The 26375-nt window shown below is 67.0% G+C and carries 9 protein-coding genes; 5 read left to right on the forward strand and 4 right to left on the reverse strand.

Annotated elements, in window-relative coordinates:
• Nucleotides 1-29: 29 nt before the first annotated feature.
• The 4 genes from ACOOE1_RS11280 to ACOOE1_RS11295 are packed head-to-tail and all read right to left on the reverse strand — an operon-like array spanning nucleotide 30 to nucleotide 22749.
• Nucleotides 30-1997 carry a RiPP maturation radical SAM C-methyltransferase gene (locus tag ACOOE1_RS11280; protein WP_420402294.1) on the reverse strand — a complete coding sequence of 656 codons (1968 nt, stop codon included), beginning with the start codon at nucleotides 1995-1997 and terminating at the stop codon, nucleotides 30-32.
• Nucleotides 1998-2032: 35 nt separating this feature from the next.
• Entirely contained in the window at nucleotides 2033-3028 is a 996-nt protein-coding gene (locus ACOOE1_RS11285) for a TauD/TfdA family dioxygenase (RefSeq protein ID WP_420402295.1), read from the reverse strand.
• 3 nt (nucleotides 3029-3031) lie between these two features.
• Nucleotides 3032-10042, reverse strand: coding sequence for an amino acid adenylation domain-containing protein (locus ACOOE1_RS11290; protein ID WP_420402296.1), 7011 nt, complete (start codon nucleotides 10040-10042; stop codon nucleotides 3032-3034).
• Nucleotides 10039-22749: an amino acid adenylation domain-containing protein gene (locus ACOOE1_RS11295; RefSeq protein ID WP_420402297.1), complete on the reverse strand. Its 12711-nt coding sequence runs from the start codon at nucleotides 22747-22749 to the stop codon at nucleotides 10039-10041. The genes ACOOE1_RS11290 and ACOOE1_RS11295 overlap by 4 nt, the downstream gene beginning before the upstream one ends.
• 274 nt (nucleotides 22750-23023) lie before the next feature.
• Here ACOOE1_RS11295 and ACOOE1_RS11300 point away from each other — a divergent pair, with 274 nt between their 5' ends.
• The 5 genes from ACOOE1_RS11300 (at nucleotide 23024) to ACOOE1_RS11320 (ending at nucleotide 26361) form a co-directional block, all read left to right on the forward strand.
• The gene (locus tag ACOOE1_RS11300) at nucleotides 23024-23260 is read left to right on the forward strand and encodes a hypothetical protein (RefSeq protein ID WP_420402298.1); all 237 of its coding nucleotides are present in this window, start codon (nucleotides 23024-23026) and stop codon (nucleotides 23258-23260) included.
• A gap of 5 nt (nucleotides 23261-23265) precedes the next feature.
• The gene (locus ACOOE1_RS11305; RefSeq protein ID WP_420402299.1) at nucleotides 23266-23472 is read left to right on the forward strand and encodes an MbtH family protein; all 207 of its coding nucleotides are present in this window, start codon (nucleotides 23266-23268) and stop codon (nucleotides 23470-23472) included.
• Entirely contained in the window at nucleotides 23472-24266 is a 795-nt protein-coding gene (locus tag ACOOE1_RS11310) for a thioesterase II family protein (RefSeq protein WP_420402300.1), read from the forward strand. Before ACOOE1_RS11305 ends, ACOOE1_RS11310 begins: the two co-directional genes overlap by 1 nt.
• The gene (locus ACOOE1_RS11315) at nucleotides 24263-25012 is read left to right on the forward strand and encodes a hypothetical protein (protein ID WP_420402301.1); all 750 of its coding nucleotides are present in this window, start codon (nucleotides 24263-24265) and stop codon (nucleotides 25010-25012) included. The genes ACOOE1_RS11310 and ACOOE1_RS11315 overlap by 4 nt, the downstream gene beginning before the upstream one ends.
• 71 nt (nucleotides 25013-25083) lie before the next feature.
• Nucleotides 25084-26361 (forward strand): outer membrane beta-barrel protein, encoded by a 1278-nt coding sequence (locus ACOOE1_RS11320; RefSeq protein WP_420402302.1) that lies wholly within the window; start codon nucleotides 25084-25086, stop codon nucleotides 26359-26361.
• The last annotated feature ends 14 nt before the right edge of the window (nucleotides 26362-26375 follow it).

Consider the following 26375-nt stretch of genomic DNA (forward strand, 5'->3'; position numbering starts at 1 on the left):
CTTTTTTTTCGTGTTCGGGGCGGACATCGTCAGAAAGTAAGACCGAGCGCCGCGTTCTCGGCCCGGCCCTTTGAGCCGGCGAAGCTGTGCAGACCGACATCGAGATCGTGCCGCGTGCCTTCCATGACCAGCGACATCACCCGGCCGCGCTCCTCGAACAGCAGCCCCAGTTCCTGCAGATAGGCGAGGCTGTCGGCATTCATCTCGCGCGCCTTGGAGATCGCCTGCGGCGTCTCCAGCGCCCGGAGAAGGTCGACATCCGGGTCGTCCAGTTCGTGCTCGACCTTGTGACCTGTCCGCTGGTCCTCGACCAGCCAGCCATAATCGTCCTCGATCAGCCTTAGCCTCGGCGCTCCGGCATCGGATTCCCAGCGCGCGCGCCACTTCGTCACCGCCTCGCGGAGATGCGCCAGGTGCTCGGCGAGATCGACCTGATACGGCGCGTCGATTTTTCGGTCGCGGAAATAGTAAGCCATGTTCCAGACCACCTCTTCCGGGAAGGGGTAGTTCAGGTCGTGATAGTCGAGCGGCTCCAGATCCAGCCCGAAGGAGTCCGCCTGGGTGAAATAGGGGCTGAAGCGGTCGAAGCGCACCGGAAACACGCCGGAAGGCGGCGGCAGATGGGTCAGCCGCGGCAGGTTCTCCCGGTACATTTCGAAGGTCTCGGCGGACTCGCCCGGAAAGCCGACCAGCAGGTTCCAGACCGGTTTCACGCCTTCGGCCGCGCAGTCCGCGAGGAAGCGGATATTGTTGAAGGCGGTGGTGCCCTTGCGCATCAGCTTCAGGGTCTCGGTCGCGATCGACTCGACGCCCGGCTGGACCTCGACGACGCGGGCCTTCGCCAGGGTCTTCAGCTGCGCGCGGGAGAGATCCGCCTTCACCTCGTAGAACAGTGTCACGTGGTCCGGAACGTCCAGCTCCGGCAAGAGATCGTCGGTGTAGGATTTGGGGATGATGTTGTCGACGCTGGCGAAGCGGGTCACCCGGTCCGCGTACTTGTCGACCATCTCCTGGATCGTCTTGCGGGCGAGATCGACACCCATCTCGCGGAATTTCATGGTCGCGCCGTTCAGGCCGCAGAAGGTGCAATGCGCCTTCTCGCCCCACCAGCAGCCGCGCGAGGTCTCGAACAGCAGCTCCACCTCGTCCGCCCGGTAATCGCCGAAATGACGTTTGTAGGATTCGAGATAGACCTCGTAATCGAGCGGTACGTCGCTGTTGAGAGAGCGCTCGGGCCCGTCCACCTTGATGCCCTCGACCTGCAGCTCCGGCTTCGCGTCGCTCGGCCTATGCGCCTTCACCGCCGGATCGAGCGCAGTAATGGAGCGGCTGTTGCTTCGACTGAAGATACCGTCGATCTTCGACATCGCCGCCGTTTCGCCGGCGCGGAAGGCATCGAGGAATTTCGGAAAATTGACCAGCGCGTGGCCGGAGAAAACATAGTCGAGCCAGGGCACGTTATTGACGATCTCGATGCCCATATTGCCTTCGCAATTGGCCCCGCCCATCAGCACCAGCGCCTTCGAGCCTGTCTCTTTGAGTCGCCGCGCCAAAGCGAAGCTCGGCATGTTCTGGAAGAACATCGAGGTGAGGCCGACGATATCGGCATCCGCCAGACCGTGGGTCTCGATCATCTCATCGAGGATGCGCGGCAGGTCGGCCCTGACCGGTGCCAGCTCGCGGTGATAGCGCTCGACCTGTGCCGTTCCGAAATGGTGCAGGTAACGAGCGAAATAGGCCTCGGTATTGTCACCGTGCTCCGGGAAGGCGGCATGGCGGAACAACCACTCGCCGAAGCCGCAGGTGTGACCGGCGAGACTCTCCGAGATCCAGGCATAGAGGTCCGGCCCGACCTGCGCGCCGAAATCATGGTTCAGATAGTGCACGCTGGTCTCGGCGTCAGAAAACTTCTCACGGACCACGGTCTCGAGCTGGTGCAGCGCGATCGACGGGATCTGCAGTGACGAGAACGGCATGTTGACGAGCGCGATGCGCATGGTTTCGACCTCCCCGGTCCCTACTTGTCTGCGGCCTATTCCGCCGCGCCCGCAACCTTTTCCAGCTCGGAATGCATCCGCCCCATGCTGACCAGCACCCGGCGCGAGCCGGTAAAGGGCCGGCGGGCGTGCGAGGCGAGCATGTTGTCGACCAGCATCACGTCGCCCGCCTGCCAGTCAAACTGCCGCGCCGCAGCCTGGAAGGCCGTCCGGACTTTCTCCAGCACCGCCCCCGGGATCGGCGCCCCGTCGCCGTAACAGGCGTCGCGCGGCAGGCCGTCCTCGCCGAAGATGTCCACAAGATCCTCCAGCACGTCCTCTCCGAGGGCCGAAGCGTGGAAGAGATGCGCCTGGTTGAACCAGAGTCGTTCGCCGGTCACCGGATGGCGCGCTGTGCCCTGGCAGGTCTGGGCGGTCTTCAGGTGTCCGTCCGCGGTCCATTCGAATTCGATATCGTTCGCCTTGCAGAAGCGCTCTACCGCGCCGCGATCCTCTGTCTGGAACACAATCTTCCAGTCGAGATCGAAGCCCTCGTGATAGTTCCGGATGTAGCGGATGCCGCGACGCTCGACCTCGTCGAGAAGGTCATCGCCGAGAGCCCGGGTTACCTTGCGCACATCGGCCACCGGCGTTTGCCCGCCGGTCTCCGCCGGCGTAATGCAGCAGAACACAAGGCGCAGCGGCCAGTCGCGCTGATAGGCGTTCTCGCAATGCATCAGGATCTCTTCGCCCGCCGGATATTCCGTCGCCGTCAGCACGCCTTCCAGCACCTCGGTGCGCGGAGTCGAGCGATAGACATAGTTCGCCGGGCGACCGACCAGGAGATCACGCACCGGCGGGAAACCTTGCTCTTCCGACAGTCCGATGCCGCGCAGCACGACGACCGGGTGGGTTTTGGCGAGTTCCTCGACGCCTGCAAGGTTGGCCGAGACCCAGGACGCCGCATTGTCGCTGCTCCCGTCCGCTTCGACGATGACCGCGAAATCATCTCCCTCGAACAATTGCCGTACGGTTCCGTCCAGCGTCGCCATGCCCTATCGCTCCCCCTGCTCGTGCCAAAGCAATTCGATCACCCGCGTCAGCCCCGCAAGGTCGCCCTCGCGCAGCAATGTCTGGTGTGTCCCTGCAGCCTCTCTCACGATTAGGCGGTCGAACACCGCCGCCCAACCCAGCCCGTCGTCCGCTCCGGAACGCTCGGTGCCGCTTGCTCTTACCAGCGCCGCCGGTCCGGCAACCGGGCCGAAACGATGCTGCGCCGTGATGCGAACATTGTCCCGCGCGCGGGCCGCCATCTCTGCATCGGCGCCGGCCTCGACGGCCGCGGCTTCGATCTGCACCGCGTCAACCCCGGCGTCCCCGCCAGACGGCGCCGCAGCATCCAGCAGCACCAGCCTCACATCCCGGCCCGCGTCGCGCAACCGTTCCGCGACCGCGGCCGCGATCACCGCCCCGAGCGACCATCCGGCGAGGAGAACCGGAACCCCCTCATCGACTACCTCGGCAATGACACCGGCATAGACCTGCGCCTGTGCGGCGAGGGTCTCGAAAGCGGTCCCCTGCTCCACCGCGACAATCCGGCGATCGCTTTCCCAGACCCCGGCGAGCTTGCTGTAAACGGCGCCGACTCCGTCCACCGGATGAATCAGAAACGCGGGCGGAACCGCACCGTCCCGCAATGTCCGCAGGAGACAAGGCGCACGGCTGTCCTCGCCGCCCGTGATCAGCCTGGCGAGACCGGCGGCCGTCGGATTCGCGAAGACCAGCGGCAGAGACAGCTTGCGCGCGAACCGCTCGCCGAGCCGGGCCGCCAGACGGACCGCAAGGAGCGAGTGGCCGCCGAGAGTGAAGAAGTTCCGATTCCGTCCCGGCCGCTTCGGTAGCGAGAGTACATCCCGGAAGATGTCGAGGATTACCGCCTCGGTTTCGTCACGCGGCGTCTCGTCCGCCACCGCGCTCTCGGCTTCCGGCAGTACCAGCGCGGTCCGGTCGATCTTGCCGGTCACCGTCATCGGCATCTCGTCGAGCACTGTCAGGAATGCCGGCAGCATGGTCTCCGGCAGCTTTTGTCCAAGCGCCTCTCGGAGCGCGCCGGCGGCCTCCCGCGCCGGCCCGGTGACCCAGGCGGCAAGCGCCGGTCGGCCGTCCGCGTCGGACACGGCCGCCGCAGCCGCCTGGACGACGCCGGCAATGCTGCGCAGCGCATGCTCGATCCCGTCGAGTTCGATCCGCACGCCCCGGATCTTCACCTGCCGGTCTTCCCGCCCGACAAACCGGATTCGCCCCTCGCTGCTCACCCGCGCCATGTCGCCGGTGCGGTAGGCACGCGCGCCGTCCGGTCCGGTGACGAAGCTTTCGGCCGGCGCGCCGTCATCGCCGAGATAGCCGAGGCCGACGCCGGTCCCGGCGATCACGATTTCTCCGACCGACCCCGGAATTGCGGGCAGGCCGTAGCGATCCGTCACGGTGACGGACAGTCCGGTTATCGGCAGGCCGATATCCGGGATCAGACCGGCCTCGCAGAACCCGAGCGTCGCGCAGACCGTCGTCTCGCAAGGTCCGTAGGCATTGATCAGCCGCCGCTCCGGCGCCCAGAGATCCACGAGATCGGCCGGCAGGGCTTCTCCTGCCGCGACCACCGTCCGGAGCTCGGGAAACTCGCCCTCGCCAAGTGCGGCCAAGGCGGAGGGAGTGATGGTAACGTGACTGACCCGACGCTCCACCAGGGTTGTGGCCAGCGCTGCCCCCGCCTGCAGAGCCTCCCGTTCCTCCAGAACCAGCGTGCCGCCCGCGCCGAGCGTGGTGAAGACTTCCCAGACCCAGGCATCGAAGGCGGGCGCCGCGAGCTGCAGCACCCGGCTGTCCGGCCCGATTTCGAGATCCCGGCCGATGGTCCGGATCAGGTTGGCCAGCCCGTCGCGGCCGAGCAGCGCGGCCTTCGGCGTGCCGGTCGAGCCGCTGGTGAACTGGACATAGGCTCCGTCCGTTCCCTCCGGGACTACGGCGAGAATCCGGCGCATCTTTTCCTTACGCGCTTCGGGCAAGGCCGGATCGAGCAGCGCAAGCACCTTGTGGGACAGCAATGCCGCGAGCGCCTCGACCACGCGATCGACAGGATCGTCCGTGGCGACGATCGCAACCGTGTCGCCGCGCGGCGACACGGCGCGCGCCCGCGTCCCCAGATCGGCATAAGTGAGAACCGTCCCGTCGAACTCGAGGGCAGGGCGTTCCGCATGCTCCGCAAGACTCTGCGCAAGCAAGGTTCCGAGGTCATGGACCTCTCCCGGTTCCGGACCGTGCAACACCGCGCGCGGCATGTCGTCCTCGGCGACTGCAGGCAACGTTCCAACAGCCTGTTCCGGCGCGGCGACCAGCCCCTCGAACAACAGTGCGAAGGACCGGCTCCAGGCCACGACGGTATTTTCGTCCAGTAGCGTATCGTCATAGATGAAGCCGCCGGAGATCCCGCCTTCCGTGTCCCGGGCGAAACTGGCGGCAAGGTCGAACGGCGCCGTCGCCACCTGCAGCGGGACCAGATCCGTCTGCAGCCCTTCCCCGGTCGCAGCCTCGCGCCAGTCCAGCACCGTCTGCAGCAGCGGCGTTCGCCCGGAGTGACGTTCAGGATTGACGGCTTCGACGATACGGGCGAGCGGAAGGCCGGCATGGCTCAGGAGTTCCGTCATGCCCGCGCGCACCCGGCCGAGCAGGTCTCCACCGGTCTCGCGGCCGTCGATGGGAAGGCGCAGCGGCAGGGTGTTGAGAAAGAGGCCCGCAACCTCTTCGAACCCTTCCGGCCGGTCACTCACCGGAATGCCGAGCACGAGATCGTCGGTCCCGGTCAGACGATGCAGGAACAAGGCGTAGGCGGAAACCAGGAGGCCCTGAAGGGTTCCGCCGCGCTCCCGCGCCAGCGTTTCGGCGCGACAGGCGATGTCGGCGTCGATGCGCAGCAGCACCGATGCCCCTCGCGGCCGGTGCCCCGGATGCCGCGGCCGGTCCACCGGCAAGGCGAGCGGACCCGGAGCATCTGCCAGTTTCGCTTTCCAGAATGCCGTCTCCGCCGCGCCCGCCGCGCGGACCTGCTCGCCGCGCCATTTCGCGTAGGCGCGGTATTCGGCCTGCGGCGGCGCGGACAGACCTTTGCCTTGCAGCAGCGCAGTCAGGTCCCTCAGCAGCAGTCCAAGCGTCGTTCCATCGGAGACAATGTGGTGCAGAGTGAGGATCAGGACACCGGCCCCGGACCGATCCGCGACATAGGTCAGCCGCGCGGTCTCGCCATTCTCGACGGCAAAACGCTCTTCCGCATCCGCCCGCGCCGCGGCCCTCACGGACGTCTCAGGATCGTCGCCGCCGTCAAGGGACCGGATCGCCGGATTCGGCGCTTCGGCGATCTCAACCGAGGTTCCGTCCGCGCCGCCCCGATAGGCCGTGCGCAATACCGGGTGCCGTGCCGCCAGTGCCGCGAAAGCGGAAGCCAGATCCCGCTCGGGGTCATTCATCGCAAGCCGGATCGCCGCCTGCATGACATAGGCGCTCGCGTCGGCGCCGAGCGCGTGCTCGAGCCAGAGCTGAGCCTCGCCGGGTGAAGCGATCGGCGTCTCGCCCTCCGGCAGTTTCAGCGGCGGTCCTTCATCGGTTGCCGGCGCGCGCGTCTCGCCCAGCAGCGCGGCAATGCCAGCCGGTGTCCGCCCGCGATGCACCACGTCGTTCGCCACCTCGCGGCCGAGCGCACGTTTCAGGCGGGCGACGATGCGAATTGCGGCGAGCGAGGTCCCACCCGATTGGAAGAAATCGGCATCGGCGCCAAGATCCGGCTGTTTAAGGACCGCGCGGACAATCTCAAGCACCTCCGGCAGCTGTGCGGTTTCCTGCTTCGCCTGCCCGGCAAAGAGACGGCTCGCGAGCGCGGCCGGCGTCGGCGCGGCGGCGATATCGGCGAAGCTCGGCTCGACGCCAAAGTTCCGTTTCAGACGCGCGATCAGCCGGATCGCCGCCAGCGAAGTGCCACCGGACTGGAAGAAATCGGTCTCCGCGCCTGCAGTGTCGTTCTTCAGGACCGCCCGCCACAGATCGACCAGGGCGGCGCATTTCTCCGCGTCGGCACCGGACGGCGCCGCGTCGGAATTGCCTGCCATGGACGCCGGCGGTTCCGCCGCGAGAGCCGCGAGGCGGCGGCGGTCGATCTTTCCGCTGCCGGTCAGCGGGAGGGCGAGATGTTTCTGGATCTGCTCCGGAACCATGTGCGCGGGCAAGAGAGCGGAGAGCCGAGCGCGGCAGGCCTCGGGGTCCGCGTCTCCGGTCACGAACGCGACCAGACGCTTGTCGCTGCCCTCGCCGACCGCGATCACCGCCGCGCTCCGGACGCTCTCGATGGAGCGGAGGCCGGCCTCGATCTCGCCGGGTTCGATCCGGAAGCCGCGCACCTTCAGCTGTTCGTCGGCCCGGCCGAGATAGTCGAGCGTGCCGTCTGGGCGCCAGCGCACAAGATCGCCGGTACGGTACATCCGCGCACCCGGCTCCGCCGCAAACGGATCGGCGAGGAAGCGTTCCGCCGTCAGCCCCGGCCGCCGCCAGTAGCCCCGGGAGACGCCCGCGCCGCCGACATAGAGCTCGCCGGTCATGCCCGCCGGCAGCGGATCGAGATTGCGGTCGAGGACGTAGAGCTTCGTATTCCAGATCGGCGTCCCGATCGGTTCCGCCACGTCACCCGACGCAACCGCCTCGTGCCAGGTGCAACCGACGACCGTCTCGGTCGGGCCATATTCGTTTATCAGCCGGATCTCGGACGCATCGCGGCGCCAGGGCGCTGTCGAGGCGACGGACAGGGTCTCGCCGCCGACGACGAACATGCGCGCGCCCGATTTCTGCGCCGCGACGGGTTTCAGCTCCGCCAGAAGGTCGAGATGGGCCGGCGTCATCTTGACGAAGCCGTAATCGGCGCCAGCGGCCAGCCGCTCCGCCAGTTCCTCGACGGCACCGTCCTCGGGAAGGAGGTGCACCGGCTTGGCGGCTATGAGCGGCAGCCAGAAAGAGAGGATTGTGGCGTCGAAGGCCGTCGCGGTCAGCACCGCCGAGCCGTCGCCCTCGTCGATCATGTAGGCATCGCGCGCCCAGGCGAGATAATTCATCACCCCGCGATGCGGCACCATCACGCCCTTCGGCCGCCCGGTGGAGCCGGAGGTGTAGATCATGTAGGCGAGATCGTCCGGAAGGGCTTCTCTGCGCACTTGCGCATCACCCCCGCCACGCACCCGCCGGAAGCCGGTCCCCATCGCCTCGAAAAGGGCGACGGTTCCGGGCAAAGCCGCGTCGAGAACCGCACCGCGCCCCGCCGCGCAGATCAGGGCCGAGGGTGCGGCATCCGCAACAACATCCCTCAGTCTCTGGTCCGGTATGCCGGGATCGACCGGCACATAGGCTGCACCCGCCCGGAGCGCTCCAAGCATCGCCACCGGCAAGGCGCACCCGCGCGGCACCTGGATCACGACACGGTCGCCGCGGCCGGTGCCCACCGCAGCGAGTTGATCGGCCAGTCCTTCGGCCGCGCCGACCAAATCCCCGAAACCAAGGCGCCCGTCCGGTGCGGTGACCGCGGTGCCTTCCGGGTCGCGTTCCGCGGCGGAACGAACCGCGGCATCCAGCGTGGTTTCCGGAACGGGTCTCTCCTCGCCGGTTCCGAGCACCTCGGTCCGGATCCGTTCGTCTGTCTCGACGAGAGAAAAACCGGAGAGTGGCCCGGCCTCTGCGCTGCAAAGCCAGTCGAGCGCCCGGCGAAAGCGGTCCGGCACCGAGCGCGCGACCTCCTTCGGCAGCACGCCGATCGCATAATCGAACCCGGCCCGGATGCCGTCTCCGCTTCGCACCATGGACATCATCAGGTCGAACTTGGCCGTGCCCCGGTCGCAATCGAGGATCTCAACCGCCAGCCCGGGCAGCGCCGGCGGCGCAATCCCCGCATCGTCGAAGTTGAAGAAACAGCGGACGGCCGGCGCCGTGTCGCCGCGCGTCTCGGCAAGACCGCGCATGACCTGCTCGAACGGGATTTCCCGCGCGTCCAGCGCATCGACCACCGCATCGCGCAGCCCGGCAAGGAATTGGCCCCGATCAAGAAACGGCCGGAGATCGACCGTAAAGGCTACGGTATTGACGAAACACCCCGCGGTGCGGTGCACCTCGCTCCGGTCTCGCAAGGCGACCGGCATGCCGAGAGCAAACCGCTCACGGTTGCAGAGCCGCCCGAGGACCAGCCCATAGGCTCCGGCCAGCAGGGCGTAAAGACTTATCCCGAGGCGCCGTGCCGTTTCCTCCGCCTGGGCGACGGCCGCGCCGTCCAGCTCGAACGGGAGCATCTCGGCACCGTTGCCGGCTTCGTCCCGAAGCGCCGGACGCGGCGGCAGGCCGAAGTCCTCCTCGATCGCAGCAAGCCGGTCGATGGCAGCGCGACGCAAGGCCTCTGCCTCCGGCCGCGCAAGATGCTCCTGCTGCCATGCGCCCCAATCCGCATATTGCAGGTCCGGCTCCGGCAGGTCCGGCGCCTTTCCCTCCGTACGGGCCCGGTAGGCAGCGGCCAGTTCGTCCAGCAACAGCCGCAGCGACCAGCCGTCGACGGCAATATGGTGGAAGACGAGGACGATCGCCCCCTCGTCCGGACTGGCGGAAATGTACACGGCATGAAGCGGAAGTTCCGATCTGAGATCGAAGACATGCCCCGCTTCCCGGCGGGCAGCCGCTCCAAGCGCTTCCGGGCCATCGACCGAGGCGACCGTCAGAAGCTCGGGCACCTCCTCCGCGATCGCCTGCACGGGTCCGTCCGGACCGTCCCGGTAGACCGTGCGCAGGACCTCGTGCCGCGCCGCCAGCCAGGAGAGCGCAGCACGCAGTGACGCGAGATCGATCCGGCCGCGAACCCGGAAAGCGACGGGCACATTGTAACGCGTGCTCCGCGGCGCCAACCATTGCTCGGCGAGAATACCGAGCTGCATCGTCGAAAGCGGCAGGTCGGGTTCGAGAACGACATCCAGCCTGTCGCCGAGACCATCGGGGCTCATGTCAGTTCCATACCTCTCTTGCCGGAACGCCGCGCCCTGCGTGTGATCGGGCCGTCCCCTCCACTTGCCGGCGCATCTCCTGCCGATTTGCGCAGATCGTCGATCGTCCGTGCCATGGCCCGCAGACCCGGCCGCTCAAAGATCATGCGCAGTTGCAGGGTGACGCCGAAGCGCTCCCGGATCCGCGCCACAAGGCGGACGCCAAGCAGCGAATGGCCGCCCACATTGAAGAAGCCGTCATCGGGCCGGATGTTCCCTCCACCCAGAAGCTCCGACCAGAGTGCGGCAAGCGCGCGCTCGGTGTCGGTGGCATATGTCACCGGTCCCGCATCCGTCCGTTCGCTCTCACCCTCTGGCAGCATGAGCACCGCCCTGTCGAGCTTGCCGTTCGGCGTCAGCGGCAGGGCGTCGAGCACGGCGATCCGCCGCGGCACCATCCAGCCCGGCAAGCGTTCCGCCAGCGCATCGCGCCAGCGCCGCGTATCCGCGCCGTCCGGCGCGACCACCCAGCCATAGAGCGCCCGGTCGCCGTCGACCTCCCGCACATCCACGACCGTTTGATCCGCGCCGCAGACCTCGCGCAAAGCCGCCTCGATCTCGCCCGGCTCGATGCGGAAGCCGCGCAGCTTGATCTGCCGGTCGACGCGGCCGAGATATTCGACTGCTCCGTCGGCACGGCGCCGGACAAGGTCGCCGGTCCGGTACATCCGCGCGCCCGGTACATTGCAGAAGGGATCGGCAACAAAGACCTCCGCCGTCTGCCCCGGCCGCCCGACATATCCGTCCGCGAGACCGGCACCGCCGATATAGAGCTCGCCCGCGACGCCGCGCGGCACCGGCTCCAGATGAGCGTCGAGAACATAGAGCGCGGTGCCCCGTATCGGACCGCCGATCGGTACATTCCCGGACCCTTCGGGGACCCGGTCGACGGGATAATGACTGGCAAATGTCGTCGTTTCGGTCGGCCCGTAAAGGTTGGATATCCCGAGATCGGGCCAGCGTTTCACCGCCGCGCGTACCGCGTCCGGATCGACACGTTCGCCGCCGACGAGCAGCTCTTCCATGCCGGCAAACACATCCATATCCGACGCCGCCGCGCGGTTGAAGACCGCGGTCGTCAGAAACATGGAGTGCGGCCGGGCCGCGCCGAGCGCTGCCGCAAGAGCATTCGGGTCGTAAGTCGCCTCGCGTCCGATCACGACCGTGGTCGCGCCGTTCAGCAGGGCGCACCAGATCTCGTAGGTCGCGGCGTCGAACGCCGTCGTCGCGATCTGCGCGACCCGCTTGCCGGGGCCGAAGGTCGCGAAGCCGGGATCGATGGACAGCCGCAGCACCGCCCGGTGCGGCACCCGGATGCCCTTCGGCCGCCCGGTCGAGCCGCTGGTGAACATGATGTAGGCCGCGTCAGCACCGAGCGTCGCGGGACAGTGCGCTCTCCCGCCCGGAACCGCGAGACCGTCAGACAAGACCGCAGCGATCCCGCCCGGCAGCCAGTCCGCCGCCCCGCCGTCCGTCACCACAAGGGCAACACCCGCATCCTCGGCCATCCCGGCAAGCCGGGAGCCCGGTTGCTCCGGGTCGAGCGGCACATAAGCCCCGCCGGCCTTCAGCACCGCCAGGAAGAGTGCAATCTGCCGACTCCCGCGCGCCATGCTGACGCCGACCGGCGTACCGCGCGTGACACCGCGGGCCGCCAGCCCGGCGGCCAGTTCGTCCGTCACCCGGTCCAGCTCCGCATAGCTCAGCGCGGCGCCGTCCGCCCCCTCGAGCGCCGGAAGCGCACCGTGCCGCGCCGCCATCTCCGCGAAGCGCGACACAATCGTCCCGTCCGGCGCACCGCGTGCATCGACGATCTCCGCACCTGAGACTTCCGCCGCACGCTCAGGAGAACCGGACGCGAAGAGGGAGAGCGCCGCCAGATCTGTTTCCGGTTCGACCACGAGATCGGAGAGCACCTTCTCATAATACCGGGCGAAACGCCGGGCAGTCGCCTCGCTGAAGAGGTCGGCGGCGTAATGCACCACAAGCCCGAGCCCGTCACCGAGTTCGTCGAAGGCGAAGGTAAGATCGTAACGCGCGCTGACCGCATCGACATGCACCGGCGTCACGGTCGCGCCGTCGAGTCCGAGAGCCATACGGTCCGCCGGCTGCAGGACCAGCATCACGCGGAAGAGCGGCGTGCGCCCCGCCGCCCGATCCGGAGCGAGCGCCTGCACCACCCGGTCCATCGGCAGGTCCTGAAAAGTGAAACCCTCCAGAACCTCGCGCCGCGCGATCTCGATCGCCTCGTCGAGCGAACCGGCATCCTCCAGACGAAGACGAAGCGGCACCGTGTTGACGAAATAGCCGACCAGATCCTGCACCTCGCCCCGGTCCCGACCGGAGGCCGGCGCACCGACCACGATGTCGCTCTCGCCCGAGAGCCTCTGCAGCGTGACGCCAAGCCCGGCGAGCAGCAGCATGAAGAGCGTCGCCTGCTTCTCCCGCGCCTTGCCGCGCAGGGCACGGGCGAGCTTGCCGGGCACCGGCAGGTGCAGCATCGCCCCCTCGAAAGCCTGCGGGTCGGCGCGCTGGTAATCCTCCGGCAGGTCGAGCATCTGCGGCGCACCGGCAAGCCTTCTTGCGACCGTATCGATGTTCTCCGCTGTCTCGGATGCGGCCAAGCGTTCCCGCTGCCAGGCCGCCCAGTCGTAATACTCGATCGAGAGCGGCGGCAGGGCAAGCGCCCGGCCGCGACAGCGCGCGTGATAGGCCATGGTGAGATCGCGGTAAACCACCGGGGCCGAACCGCCATCGGTGGCGCTGTGATGCATCACCAGCGCCAGCAGATGACGCCCGTCCGGCAGGACCGCGACCGAGGCGCGCACCGGCATGTCGCGACCGAGATCGAAACTCTCGAGACCCTTCGCCTCGAACCAGGTGCGGATCGATGCCTCGTCATTGCTTTCTAGCGTCTCCAGCGGGACGGCGACCTGCGACGGCGGCAACACCTTCGCGATCAGACGTCCGTCCTCCTCCACGAGCAGGGTCCGGAGTGCTTCGTGCCGGGCGACGATGTCGGAGACCGCGCCGGAAAGCGCCTCCAGGTCGAGCGGTCCGTCGATGATAAACCCGTCCGGCACGTTGTAGGCATTGGAGCCCTCGAGGCTCGAGAGAAACCAGAGCTGTTCCTGACCGACCGACGGCAGCACGGTCCCACGATCCGTTTTCGCGATCGGCTTGTCATCCGCCCGTTTAGCGTTTCTGAGATGTTTAGCGAGGTTTCTGGCTGTTGGGTGAGCGAAGACGGCGTTGGCGGGAAGGTCGACGCCGAGCGCCTTGCGCAACCGGCCGACAACCTGCACCGCCAGCAGAGAATGCCCGCCGAGCGCGAAGAAATTGTCCTCGGCCCCGACCTCCTCGCGCCCAAGAACGCCCGCCAGGACCGCGCAGCACACTTCCTCCTCCGGGCCCCGGGGACGGCCGCCAAGACCCGCCGCCGTCAGCTCCGGCGCCGGAAGCGCCTTGCGGTCCAGCTTCCCGTTCGACGTGACCGGCAGCGCGTCGAGAGTCACCCAGTCACCGGGGACCATATGATCCGGCAAGCGTTCCCGGAGCGTCGGACCGAGATCCGCCGGAACGACATTGCCTTCCGCAACCAGATACCCCACCAGACGCGGATCGCCCTGGCGATCCTCGCGCAGAAGCACCGCCGCCTCCCTGATCGAGCCGTGGCTCATCAGCGCCGACTCGATCTCCCCGAGCTCGATCCGGAAGCCTCTGAGCTTTACCTGGAAGTCGCTCCGGCCGAGATAGACCAGCGACCCGTCCGCGCGCCGCCGCGCGATGTCCCCCGTCCGGTACATCCGCGATCCGGGCGTCTTTGAGTACGGATCCGCGATGAAACTCCCGGCCGTCAGCGCCGGACGCCCGAGATAGCCGCGCGAAACCTGCACACCGCCGATCCAGAGATCGCCCGCAACACCCACGGGCACAGGCTCCAGCGCGCTGTCCAGCACATAGAGACTGGTGTTCGCGATCGCATGGCCGATCGGCAGCGGGTCCGACGCCGGAGAGCCGCAGGGCCAGTGCGTCACGTCGATCGCAGCTTCCGTCGGACCGTAGAGATTGTGCAGTTCCGCGGCGCGGGGCTTCAGGCTCTCGAACCGTTCCACCAGACCGGGCGACAGCGCCTCGCCGCTGCACATCACGTAGCGCAGGGACCTGCACTCGCTCAGCCTCGCCGCCGAACCGCCATGGCCGAGGAAGGCCTGCAGCATCGAGGGCACGAAGTGCAGAACCGAGATCCCCTCCTCCGCCATCACCCGCGCCAGATAGTCCGGGTCCTTGTGGCCGCCCGGCTTCGCAACGACGAGACAGGCCCCGCTCATCAGCGGCCAGAAGAACTCCCACACCGAGACGTCGAAGGTATAGGGCGTCTTCTGCAGCACCCGGTCCCCCGCGCCGATCCCGAAGCGCTCCTGCATCCAGAGCAGCCGGTTCGCCAGACCCCCATGCTCGTTCATCACCCCCTTCGGCTGGCCCGTCGAGCCCGAGGTGTAGATCACATAGGCCAGGTCGTTCGGGCCGAGCTCCACATCAGGATTGCCGGCATCGGCGCCTCTGCGGCTGCTTCTGCCCGCGTCGTCGACGCAGATCGTGCGCCCACCATGCACCGGCAGCACATCGAGAAGCCCCGTACGCGTCACCACAACCGGCGCCGCCGCGTCCCCGATCATGAAACTCAACCTCTCCGCCGGCAGTTCCGGGTCGAGCGGAACATAAGCCCCGCCCGCCTTCATCACCGCAAGCAGCGCCACCACCAGATCCACAGAGCGCTCCAGCGCCACCCCGACCCGAACGTCGCGACCGACGCCCGCACGCATGAGCCGGCGCGCCAGCGCGTTCGCGCGCGTGTTCAACTCCCCATAGCCGAGCTCCACACCCTCGAAGCGCACGCACGCACGCGTCGGATCTTCCGCTGCAACACGCTCCAAGCCGCGGATCACCGGCTCGAAAGCACCGTAATCACGACCCGTCGCGTTCACGCCATCCAACAACCAGCACCGCTCACCATCCCCCACAAGAGGTACCGAAGACAAACGGCCATCAGCACCAGAAGACAGCCAACGCAATACCAACTCGTAGCGCTTGGTCAGAGACTGAGCGGTCTCTGGCGCAAACAGATCGCCCGCGTATTCGAGCGCCCCGCTCAGGCCGTTCTCCTCGCGCAGGATCTGGAGCTGCAGGTCGAATTTGGCGGTACCGGGATGCACGGCGAGCGGACGGCCTTCGAGACCACCGAGGCTCAGGCGCGGCTGCGCCTCCTCATTGTAAGCGACCATCGCCTGGAAAAGCGGTGTGCGGCTTGTGTCGCGCTTCAGGTCCATGGCCTCGATCAGCCGGTCGAGCGGCGCCGGCTCGGAGAGCGCGCGGGCCAGTTCGTCCTGGACGCGGGCGATGAGCGCGGCGGCTGACGGGTCGTCATCGAAGCGGACCCGGATCGCCGCGGTATCGGCGAAGAAGCCGACGAGATCGTCCGCCGCCGCAACCTCGCGACCGTCGAACGGAATGCCGAGCACAAGGTCGTCGGTTCCGGCGGTGCGGGCGAGCAGAACCGCGTAGGCGGCGACCATCAGCGCGAAAGGCGTCGCCGAGAGGGTCTGTGCCCGCTCCTTGACGGCCGCCTCGAGAGCCGGGTCGATCTTGAAAGGCACGATACCGCCCAGATGACTGCGCTGGGCAGGGCGCGGGAAATCGGTCGGTAGCTCAAGCAACGGCGGCGCACCGTCCAGCACCTCCCGCGCGCCGGCAAGCGCCGCCGCATCCCGCGCGGACCGCTCCGCGCCCTCGCGCCATGTCACCCAGTCGCTGTAGCGGAAAGGCGGTGGCGCGGGTTGCTCGTCCTGATAGAACGCGGCCAAGTCGCGCAGGAGCACGGGCACGGAATGACCGTCCACCGCGTTATGGTGCACGACCAATATCAAAGCCGATCGGGTACCGGCGAAATCCAGCAGGCTCGCGCGGATCGGCAGGTCGGCATCCAGTTGGAACGGCACCTGCGCCAGTTCGCGCGCCATCTCTCCGGTGACCTTCCACGCCTCTTCCTGATCCGCGGCGGAGAGCTTTTCATGCCGCAACAACAGACCGTCCACCGGCAGAACCATGCCTTCGACCTGGTCACCGATGCGGATCGCGGTGCGCAGCGGCTCATGGCGCGCGGCCACCATCCGGAGGGCCTGCTGCAGTCTTGCCGGGTCGGGCACGCCTTCGAACAGAGTGACAACCGGCACCGTATAGGCAATTCCGGAGCCGTCGATCTGGTCCATCAGGGCAAGGCGTCTCTGCATGGCGGAGGCCGGCCGACGGGCGTCCGGCCAGTCCGACGCTGACGGATAATCCTCGGCCGCGCCGCCGAGCGCATCGATTTCCGCCGCCATGTCGGCAAGACGCGGTCTCGCGAAAACGGTCTTGAGCGGCAGCGCGGCGCCGAAGCGTTCCCGGATTCGCGCCACGAGGCGGACGCCAAGCAGCGAATGGCCGCCCACATTGAAGAAGCCGTCATCGGGCCGGATGTTCCCTCCACCCAGAAGCTCCGACCAGAGTGCGGCAAGCGCGCGCTCGGTGTCGGTGGCATATGTCACCGGTCCCGCATCCGTCCGTTCGCTCTCACCCTCTGGCAGCATGAGCACCGCCCTGTCGAGCTTGCCGTTCGGCGTCAGCGGCAGGGCGTCGAGCACGGCGATCCGCCGCGGCACCATCCAGCCCGGCAAGCGTTCCGCCAGCGCATCGCGCCAGCGCCGCGTATCCGCGCCGTCCGGCGCGACCACCCAGCCATAGAGCGCCCGGTCGCCGTCGACCTCCCGCACATCCACGACCGTTTGATCCGCGCCGCAGACCTCGCGCAAAGCCGCCTCGATCTCGCCCGGCTCGATGCGGAAGCCGCGCAGCTTGATCTGCCGGTCGACGCGGCCGAGATATTCGACTGCTCCGTCGGCACGGCGCCGGACAAGGTCGCCGGTCCGGTACATCCGCGCGCCCGGTACATTGCAGAAGGGATCGGCAACAAAGACCTCCGCCGTCTGCCCCGGCCGCCCGACATATCCGTCCGCGAGACCGGCACCGCCGATATAGAGCTCGCCCGCGACGCCGCGCGGCACCGGCTCCAGATGAGCGTCGAGAACATAGAGCGCGGTGCCCCGTATCGGACCGCCGATCGGTACATTCCCGGACCCTTCGGGGACCCGGTCGACGGGATAATGACTGGCAAATGTCGTCGTTTCGGTCGGCCCGTAAAGGTTGGATATCCCGAGATCGGGCCAGCGTTTCACCGCCGCGCGTACCGCGTCCGGATCGACACGTTCGCCGCCGACGAGCAGCTCTTCCATGCCGGCAAACACATCCATATCCGACGCCGCCGCGCGGTTGAAGACCGCGGTCGTCAGAAACATGGAGTGCGGCCGGGCCGCGCCGAGCGCTGCCGCAAGAGCATTCGGGTCGTAAGTCGCCTCGCGTCCGATCACGACCGTGGTCGCGCCGTTCAGCAGGGCGCACCAGATCTCGTAGGTCGCGGCGTCGAACGCCGTCGTCGCGATCTGCGCGACCCGCTTGCCGGGGCCGAAGGTCGCGAAGCCGGGATCGATGGACAGCCGCAGCACCGCCCGGTGCGGCACCCGGATGCCCTTCGGCCGCCCGGTCGAGCCGCTGGTGAACATGATGTAGGCCGCGTCAGCACCGAGCGTCGCGGGACAGTGCGCTCTCCCGCCCGGAACCGCGAGACCGTCAGACAAGACCGCAGCGATCCCGCCCGGCAGCCAGTCCGCCGCCCCGCCGTCCGTCACCACAAGGGCAACACCCGCATCCTCGGCCATCCCGGCAAGCCGGGAGCCCGGTTGCTCCGGGTCGAGCGGCACATAAGCCCCGCCGGCCTTCAGCACCGCCAGGAAGAGTGCAATCTGCCGACTCCCGCGCGCCATGCTGACGCCGACCGGCGTACCGCGCGTGACACCGCGGGCCGCCAGCCCGGCGGCCAGTTCGTCCGTCACCCGGTCCAGCTCCGCATAGCTCAGCGCGGCGCCGTCCGCCCCCTCGAGCGCCGGAAGCGCACCGTGCCGCGCCGCCATCTCCGCAAAGCGCGACACAATCGTCCCGTCCGGCGCACCGCGTGCATCGACGATCTCCGCACCTGAGACTTCCGCCGCACGCTCAGGAGAACCGGACGCGAAGAGGGAGACGCGCCCGACCTGTTCTTCCGGCCGTTCCGCGACGGCCTCGAGAATGCGTCCGAGCGCCTCGGCAAAGCGCGCCGCGCCGCCCGGCGGGAACAGGCCGGCGGCATGTTCGATGGTGATTTCCATGGCGGCGCCGTCGTCTGCCGCCAGCAGCACGAGGTCCATCTTCGCCCGCGCCTGCGGCAAAACGCGGACCGAGACCTCGGCCGCGCCGAGCCGCAGCGCATCCAGATGCGGCGGATGGGTGGTCAGCAGAATGCGAAAGAGTTCGTCCCGCCGGTCTCCCGAAACGGCGGCGGCGATCCGGTCGAGCGGAACCCAGGCATCCGCCAGCCCGGAGATCAGGCTGTCGCGCGCCCTGTCAGCGAGCGACCCGAGGGTCGTTTCACCATCGACGGAGAGTCGGAGCGGGACCGAATTCAGCATCATGCCGATGGTCCCCGCCGAATCCCCCTCGGCACGCTGGCTCACCGGCGTCCCGATCACCACCTCATCGCCACCGCCGAAACGGTGCAGCGCGACCGCCAATGCCGTGTGGAGGAGCATGAAAGGTGTCAGACCGGCGGCCCTTGCGCGGGCCGCTATCCGCCGGCGCAGGCCCGGCTCGACAAAGAGTTTCTCGACGAGGACGGGAGCATCGGGCCGCGTCTCCTCCGCTCGCGGGAGCACAGGGCCGCAAGCGAGGCCGGCAAGCCGTTCGGTCCAGCGTTCGAGCGCTTCGGCGCCGACTCCGCCCGGATCGAAATCCAGTCCGTCCTCGGCGGCTAGCGGATCGAGTCCCGGCGCCGGCAGACGCGCCGCGAGCTCCCCGGAATCGGCATCGGGCACAGCCAGTGCTTCGCGGTAGGCGGTTTCGAGATCGCGCCCGAAAAGCGCGATGGAATCCGCATCCGCCGCGATGTGATGAAAGGCAATCAGAACGCGCCAGCGATCCCGGCCGAGATGGAGGATCCGGGCGCGAAACGGGAGCTCGGCATCGAGCGCGAACGGCGTCGCGGCCTCGTGGCGCTCGGCCGCCGAGGCGTCACCCTCGAGCGTCTCGATAGCGGGGCTGGCGACCAGATCCCGCCGGGGTACCACCTTGAGCTGCCCGTCCATCTCGCGGAACAGGCTGTGCAACAAGGGATGCCGGAGCTGGACGGCCATCAGCGCGCGCGCCATCGCGCGGGAGTCGAGCGCCCCGTGAATATCGATGGCCCCGGTCATGTTATAGGCCGTGTCGTCCGGATCGCGCTGCTGCAGCACCCACAGACGCGCTTCCGCGGAACTCGCCGGCCGGACGGCTTCCGGATCCCGGCGGATGGAGGCCCGAGGCGCAGTGCGTTTAGCGTTTCTGAGATGTTTAGCGAGGTTTCTGGCTGTTGGGTGAGCGAAGACGGCGTTGGCGGGAAGGTCGACGCCGAGCGCCTTGCGCAACCGGCCGACAACCTGCACCGCCAGCAGAGAATGCCCGCCGAGCGCGAAGAAATTGTCCTCGGCCCCGACCTCCTCGCGCCCAAGAACGCCCGCCAGGACCGCGCAGCACACTTCCTCCTCCGGGCCCCGGGGACGGCCGCCAAGACCCGCCGCCGTCAGCTCCGGCGCCGGAAGCGCCTTGCGGTCCAGCTTCCCGTTCGACGTGACCGGCAGCGCGTCGAGAGTCACCCAGTCACCGGGGACCATATGATCCGGCAAGCGTTCCCGGAGCGTCGGACCGAGATCCGCCGGAACGACATTGCCTTCCGCAACCAGATACCCCACCAGACGCGGATCGCCCTGGCGATCCTCGCGCAGAAGCACCGCCGCCTCCCTGATCGAGCCGTGGCTCATCAGCGCCGACTCGATCTCCCCGAGCTCGATCCGGAAGCCTCTGAGCTTTACCTGGAAGTCGCTCCGGCCGAGATAGACCAGCGACCCGTCCGCGCGCCGCCGCGCGATGTCCCCCGTCCGGTACATCCGCGATCCGGGCGTCTTTGAGTACGGATCCGCGATGAAACTCCCGGCCGTCAGCGCCGGACGCCCGAGATAGCCGCGCGAAACCTGCACACCGCCGATCCAGAGATCGCCCGCAACACCCACGGGCACAGGCTCCAGCGCGCTGTCCAGCACATAGAGACTGGTGTTCGCGATCGCATGGCCGATCGGCAGCGGGTCCGACGCCGGAGAGCCGCAGGGCCAGTGCGTCACGTCGATCGCAGCTTCCGTCGGACCGTAGAGATTGTGCAGTTCCGCGGCGCGGGGCTTCAGGCTCTCGAACCGTTCCACCAGACCGGGCGACAGCGCCTCGCCGCTGCACATCACGTAGCGCAGGGACCTGCACTCGCTCAGCCTCGCCGCCGAACCGCCATGGCCGAGGAAGGCCTGCAGCATCGAGGGCACGAAGTGCAGAACCGAGATCCCCTCCTCCGCCATCACCCGCGCCAGATAGTCCGGGTCCTTGTGGCCGCCCGGCTTCGCAACGACGAGACAGGCCCCGCTCATCAGCGGCCAGAAGAACTCCCACACCGAGACGTCGAAGGTATAGGGCGTCTTCTGCAGCACCCGGTCCCCCGCGCCGATCCCGAAGCGCTCCTGCATCCAGAGCAGCCGGTTCGCCAGACCCCCATGCTCGTTCATCACCCCCTTCGGCTGGCCCGTCGAGCCCGAGGTGTAGATCACATAGGCCAGGTCGTTCGGGCCGAGCTCCACATCAGGATTGCCGGCATCGGCGCCTCTGCGGCTGCTTCTGCCCGCGTCGTCGACGCAGATCGTGCGCCCACCATGCACCGGCAGCACATCGAGAAGCCCCGTACGCGTCACCACAACCGGCGCCGCCGCGTCCCCGATCATGAAACTCAACCTCTCCGCCGGCAGTTCCGGGTCGAGCGGAACATAAGCCCCGCCCGCCTTCATCACCGCAAGCAGCGCCACCACCAGATCCACAGAGCGCTCCAGCGCCACCCCGACCCGAACGTCGCGACCGACGCCCGCACGCATGAGCCGGCGCGCCAGCGCGTTCGCGCGCGTGTTCAACTCCCCATAGCCGAGCTCCACACCCTCGAAGCGCACGCACGCACGCGTCGGATCTTCCGCTGCAACACGCTCCAAGCCGCGGATCACCGGCTCGAAAGCACCGTAATCACGACCCGTCGCGTTCACGCCATCCAACAACCAGCACCGCTCACCATCCCCCACAAGAGGTACCGAAGACAAACGGCCATCAGCACCAGAAGACAGCCAACGCAATACCAACTCGTAGCGATACGCGAGCGCCTGGGCTTCCTTCGGATCGAAAGCACCGAGGGAAAGATCCAGATCGACCTCTACCCTCTCGCCGTCGCCGTATTCGCGCACGAAGATCTCGACCGGCGTGCGCTCGACACCGTTCAGCAGCACGCGCGGCACGCCCGCCGTCGCCTCGCCGAAGGGCAGCTCGCCAAATTCGACCCGCTCGTAGGAGATGTTGAGATCGAAGAGCTGCAGCACCCGCTGTGCGGCAAGCCCCAGCGTCCTGTTGATGCCCGAAAGCGGATAGCGGTGATGACGCATCGCGCCGCGCATCGCCCTGTTCAGTTCACCGAGGAAGGCGTCGATTCCGGCTTCCGGGTCGAGCCTTACCCGGGGTGCCGTGGTCAGCGAGAAAAGGCCGAAGGTTTCCTTGTCCCGCGCCGTCGGCCGGTTGAGGACCGGCATCCCGAAGACCATGTCTGTCGCGCCCGATTCCTTGTGGAAAAGGATCAGCGCGGCGGCGATGAAAAGCTGGGCCGGGCTCGCCCCCTTCTCCGCGGCAAGCGCGCGCAGATTCGCCATGGTCGCCGCGTCGACACCGATCCGACAGAGCGTCGTGCCTTGCGGGGGCTTGCCTTCCAGGACACTCGGCACCGCATCGACGAGCCGGTCGGGAAGCGTACGGTAAAGGTCCGCCCAATATTCGCCGGCTCTGGCATAACGCCCGCTCTCCACGAATACCGCATCACTCGCAACGGCCTCCTCAAAGGACGGCGCTTGCGGCAGGTCCGGCTCTTCGCCCCGAACGAAGGCGCCATAGGCGGCAGCCACGTCCCGCACCAGAATGCCGTTGGCCCAGGCATCCATATTGATGTGGTGATAGCTCATCACCCAGATGTGCCGGTCGGGCGCAAAACGGATCAGATCGAAACGGAAGGTCGGCCCGCCATCGAGCGGGATCGCCCGGCGGCCGAGTTCGGCCGCCAGCTCTTCCGCCGCCACCGCCGGATTGCCTGTTCCCGTGACATCGTGCACCTGCACGAAGCTTTGCGGCGCGGGCGCCTCGACCTGGACCGGCTCCATGCCGTCAGGAACGGCGCACGGCGTCAACCGCAATGCCTGGTGGCGTTCCCAGACCCAGATCAGCGCCTTTTCAAAATGCCCAAGGTCCAGCGGGCCGGCCAATACACTGCGTGCGGAGACAGTGTGCACTCCCGTGCCAGGGAAGAGGGCGTGCTCGCGCCAAATCTCCTGCTGCGGCAAGGAAAGCGGGAAAACGTGTGGTTCGGTCCGATGCAACTCAACCATCATTCCACTCACACTTCATTTTCGGAACGCTCACCCGATCTTAAACCGATATGCGAAAAAGTGCCGGCGCATGCCATTCAACCGCTTCTCTGCGACGCAGCATGATTGGCCAGAAGCCATTGTGAACAAATAACTTATCCATTGCAAACGCCTTGCCGACATTTCATAGTGGAGCGGCCTTTGGTGGAAACTGCCTCCATGTCCGGAAGCCGGTTTCGGGGTTGGCCCCGCGCGCTCGCGACATGTCAAGATACGTCTTCATGGTTACGGTATTCTGATGCCACTCGCTGCCGCACTTCTGAAACTGACCCTCTTCATAATGTGGGCGCGCCCGACCTACAAAATGACGGTCGACATGTATGAGAAGCGGGAACGCCGCCTCGGCATATTGCCGAAGGGCACGATTTCGCCGGGCGAGGCAAATGGCCGCACGGGAACCGGCGGCGCCATCGCCGGACCGCCACGCCCGCGGCTCGGAGATACCGTCAGCACGAGACAGACGAGGAAAGGATGAGCAGCGTGACCGATAATGCGCCCGCGCCGACCGAGAGCACCCAGGCGACCCATCAGGTGCTGCTCAACGAAGAAGAGCAATATTGCCTCTGGCCGGCGACGAAGACAGTTCCTGCGGGCTGGCGGACCGTCTTCACCGGCTCTCACAAAGACTGCGTCGCCCATGTCGAAGAGAACTGGACCGACATGCGTCCGAAGAGCGTCCGGGACTGATGCACAGGCAGGCACGCCCCCTGGCGGCTGCGACACCCTGGCTGCCGGTCCAGCGGCGCGCCGGTCCGGGCGCGGATACCGCGCCTGTGCTGATCTGCTTTCCACCGGCCGGCGCCGGCGCCGGCTTCTTTCGTGACTGGCCGGATGGTCTGCCCGACATTCGCATCGTTCCCGTCCAGTTGCCTGGGCGCGAGGAGCGCTTCAGCGAAACGGCCGAAGTAGATGTCTTCGCGATCGCAAGCGAGGTTTCGGAGGCCATCGCCCGGGAAGGCTGGGATCGCCCGATTTTACTCGGCTACAGCTACGGCGCCCTGCTCGCGTTCGAAACCGCCCTCCTGCTTGAGCGGTCCGGACACGAGATCGCGGGCGTGATCACATTGGCCCGTGCGGCGCCGCAAACGGAGCCGCAACGCTCCGTCGCCGACCTGCACGACGGCGCGTTCCTGGACTATGTGCGCAGCCTCGGCGGGCTGCCCCCGGAATTCGACGACATGCCCGAGCTCGCGGACCTCCTGCTCCCGACCATGCGGACGGACTTCCGCGCCAACGACGGTTATGCGCGGGCGGCGAACGCGCGTCTGCGATGCCCCATCGTCACTATTTCCGGCACGGCGGATCAAGCCACCGCCGGCGACCGGGATGCCGCCTGGGCCGCGCGGTCGGAGGCAGATCACCGGCTGATCCGGATCGAGGGCGGACATTTTTTTATTCACGAGTCTCCCGGCACCGCATTCACCCGGATCGCCGATGTGATAGTCTCCCTAAACGATATGGGCAGGAGCGGACGACCATGAATTGCCTGAAAGCGCTTGCCATAGCAGCTCTCGCTCTGGGGTTCGCAGCCTTTCCTGCGACCGCCCAGACCTCAGGTGTTACCTCCGCATCCTCCTCTGGAAACAATTCGCCGGCCGCGGCGTTATTTGATCATGACGAGGCCTTTCCCTCAAGCGGCCTCGGGGCACGGACAGTCGGCGAACGCGTGCTGCTGTTTTCCGACGGAACCTGGAAGGTCGATCAATATTATTCGGCAGATCAGGTAACCGCGGTCAGTGACCACGGCCGGATTGTCAGCCTGACGCGTACGATAGACCCGAAAACCAAAGAGCCCGTCCTGAGATGGAACTATGCCAGGGGGCATGGCGGCCCGCTCCAGATCGTGGTTTCCCGCGCCATCACGACCGATCGCAGCGAACACAGCAAGAACGACAATTGCATCCCCGTGATCACCGTCCGGAATCTCACGAATCTCGGGCTGTTCCGCATTGTGGCCGAGCTGCAGTTCGACGGCGCGGGCGAAGAGGTCCATGCCTCGACCAGCGTGATGGCCGGTCCGCTGGATGACGGCGAGCAGGGCGATTATCTGTCCAGTCCGCTCTTCATCGATACGTGCAGCGGACTGACAGCCAGGTTGCACATACCGTTCTGCCAGTTTGAGAATGGGCTCGACTGCCGCGACGTGGTGGCCGCGTCCGCGTTCGGAACGATCCCGGCGGTGCTCGCGCCCACGGAGCAGGCTTCCGGAACGCAGACGTCGAACTGAGCGAAAGAGGGATGTCGCCACCGTCCAAGAGGGCGATCGACGGGCCGGCGACCGGGGGAGGGAAGAGAAGAATGCCTGACACGCTATCGAGAACCGACGAGCGCACACCTGCGGCAGGACGCCTGCGACTGACGATTTTGGCCGGGCTCATCGCAATTGGCGGTGCCGGCGCCGCAACGCCCGCCCAGGCGCAGACCGCTCCGCTACCGTCCGTTCAGGGGTTCGAACAGCCCTCCGGCCTCGTCTATGGCGGTTTCGAGTTCTTCACCCGGGCCCAGGCCGGAATGCAACTGACAGACAACATCCGTCTCGATCCGACGGAAGAGACCGACTTCAAACGTGTCCTGGCGATCAACGGGGTGGCGCGCTCGACCTGGAAGCGGCACGCGCTCGCGGCGACCCTCGGTTATGTCGACCAGCAGGCGCTGGATCTCCGCGACCAGAAAAGCAACGCGCTCTCCGGCACCCTCAGCGGGCGCTACGATTTCAGCGACGAATTCAATCTGCGTGGCGGCATCCTCAGCGAAGAGAGTATCATCGGCAAGAACGATCCGCTGCAGTTCAACGGCAACCTGAACGGCACGACCCAGACCAATACGCTGGAATCAGCATTCGGCTGGGACGACAAATCCCATTTCGTCAATCTGCTCGGTCGCTATCAGGATATCTCGAACGATACCAAGATCGACGTTACGGACGTGAACCGCCTGCAGTCGCAGGACCGCGTGGAATACAACCTCACGCTCGAGGCAGGTAAGCATTACAGCTGGGGTAAGGCGTCGGTGTTCGGCGGACCGATCCGGATCCGATATTCGGGTTCCGATTTCATCTTGCCGGAAGACCGGGATTCGGATGGCGGGCGCGCAGGCATCAGCATCCAATATCAGCAGGGCAATCTCAGCGGCCTGTTCCGCGCCATCGGCTTCGCGCAGTATTTCAACGCGCCGACCATCGGCGAGGTGATTTCCGCCGTCGGCACGGCGCAGCTCTCATATCAGATCGACGAGACCTGGGGTGTCGGCGGGGTCCTCGAGCGCACCTTCGACGAGACCAACATCGAGACCTCGGGCGGCCTGTTCACCAATCTCGCGGGCATCGCCGCGCTCTACAAGCCGCGCGAGGACATCTATGTGAAGGTCGGGCCGACCTACCGTTTTTACGAAATCGAAGGAACGCCTTACGAAGCGGAGAGCTTTTCCTTCGATGCGACCGCGGCCTGGCAGGTGCACGATCGCGTGGAACTGATGTTCAACGCGTCTGCCTCCAACCAGATCGTGAACGACGCGTTTCTCAGCAACCTGCAATACAGTGAAGCCAATGCGACGGTCTCAGTCGTCGTGACCTTCTGATCCGGGGGGCGGAC

The organism is Nisaea sp. (assembly GCF_965216895.1).
Taxonomy (GTDB): Bacteria; Pseudomonadota; Alphaproteobacteria; order Thalassobaculales; family Thalassobaculaceae; genus Nisaea.

Bases quoted from the DNA above. Each gene is read 5' to 3' on its own strand.
- ACOOE1_RS11280 (WP_420402294.1), bottom strand. From the start codon at position 1,997: ATGCGCATCGCGCTCGTCAACATGCCGTTCTCGTCACTGCAGATCCCG.
- ACOOE1_RS11285 (WP_420402295.1), bottom strand. From the start codon at position 3,028: ATGGCGACGCTGGACGGAACCGTACGGCAATTGTTCGAGGGAGATGAT.
- ACOOE1_RS11290 (WP_420402296.1), bottom strand. From the start codon at position 10,042: ATGAGCCCCGATGGTCTCGGCGACAGGCTGGATGTCGTTCTCGAACCC.
- ACOOE1_RS11295 (WP_420402297.1), bottom strand. From the start codon at position 22,749: ATGATGGTTGAGTTGCATCGGACCGAACCACACGTTTTCCCGCTTTCC.
- ACOOE1_RS11300 (WP_420402298.1), top strand. From the start codon at position 23,024: ATGCCACTCGCTGCCGCACTTCTGAAACTGACCCTCTTCATAATGTGG.
- ACOOE1_RS11310 (WP_420402300.1), top strand. From the start codon at position 23,472: ATGCACAGGCAGGCACGCCCCCTGGCGGCTGCGACACCCTGGCTGCCG.
- ACOOE1_RS11315 (WP_420402301.1), top strand. From the start codon at position 24,263: ATGAATTGCCTGAAAGCGCTTGCCATAGCAGCTCTCGCTCTGGGGTTC.
- ACOOE1_RS11320 (WP_420402302.1), top strand. From the start codon at position 25,084: ATGCCTGACACGCTATCGAGAACCGACGAGCGCACACCTGCGGCAGGA.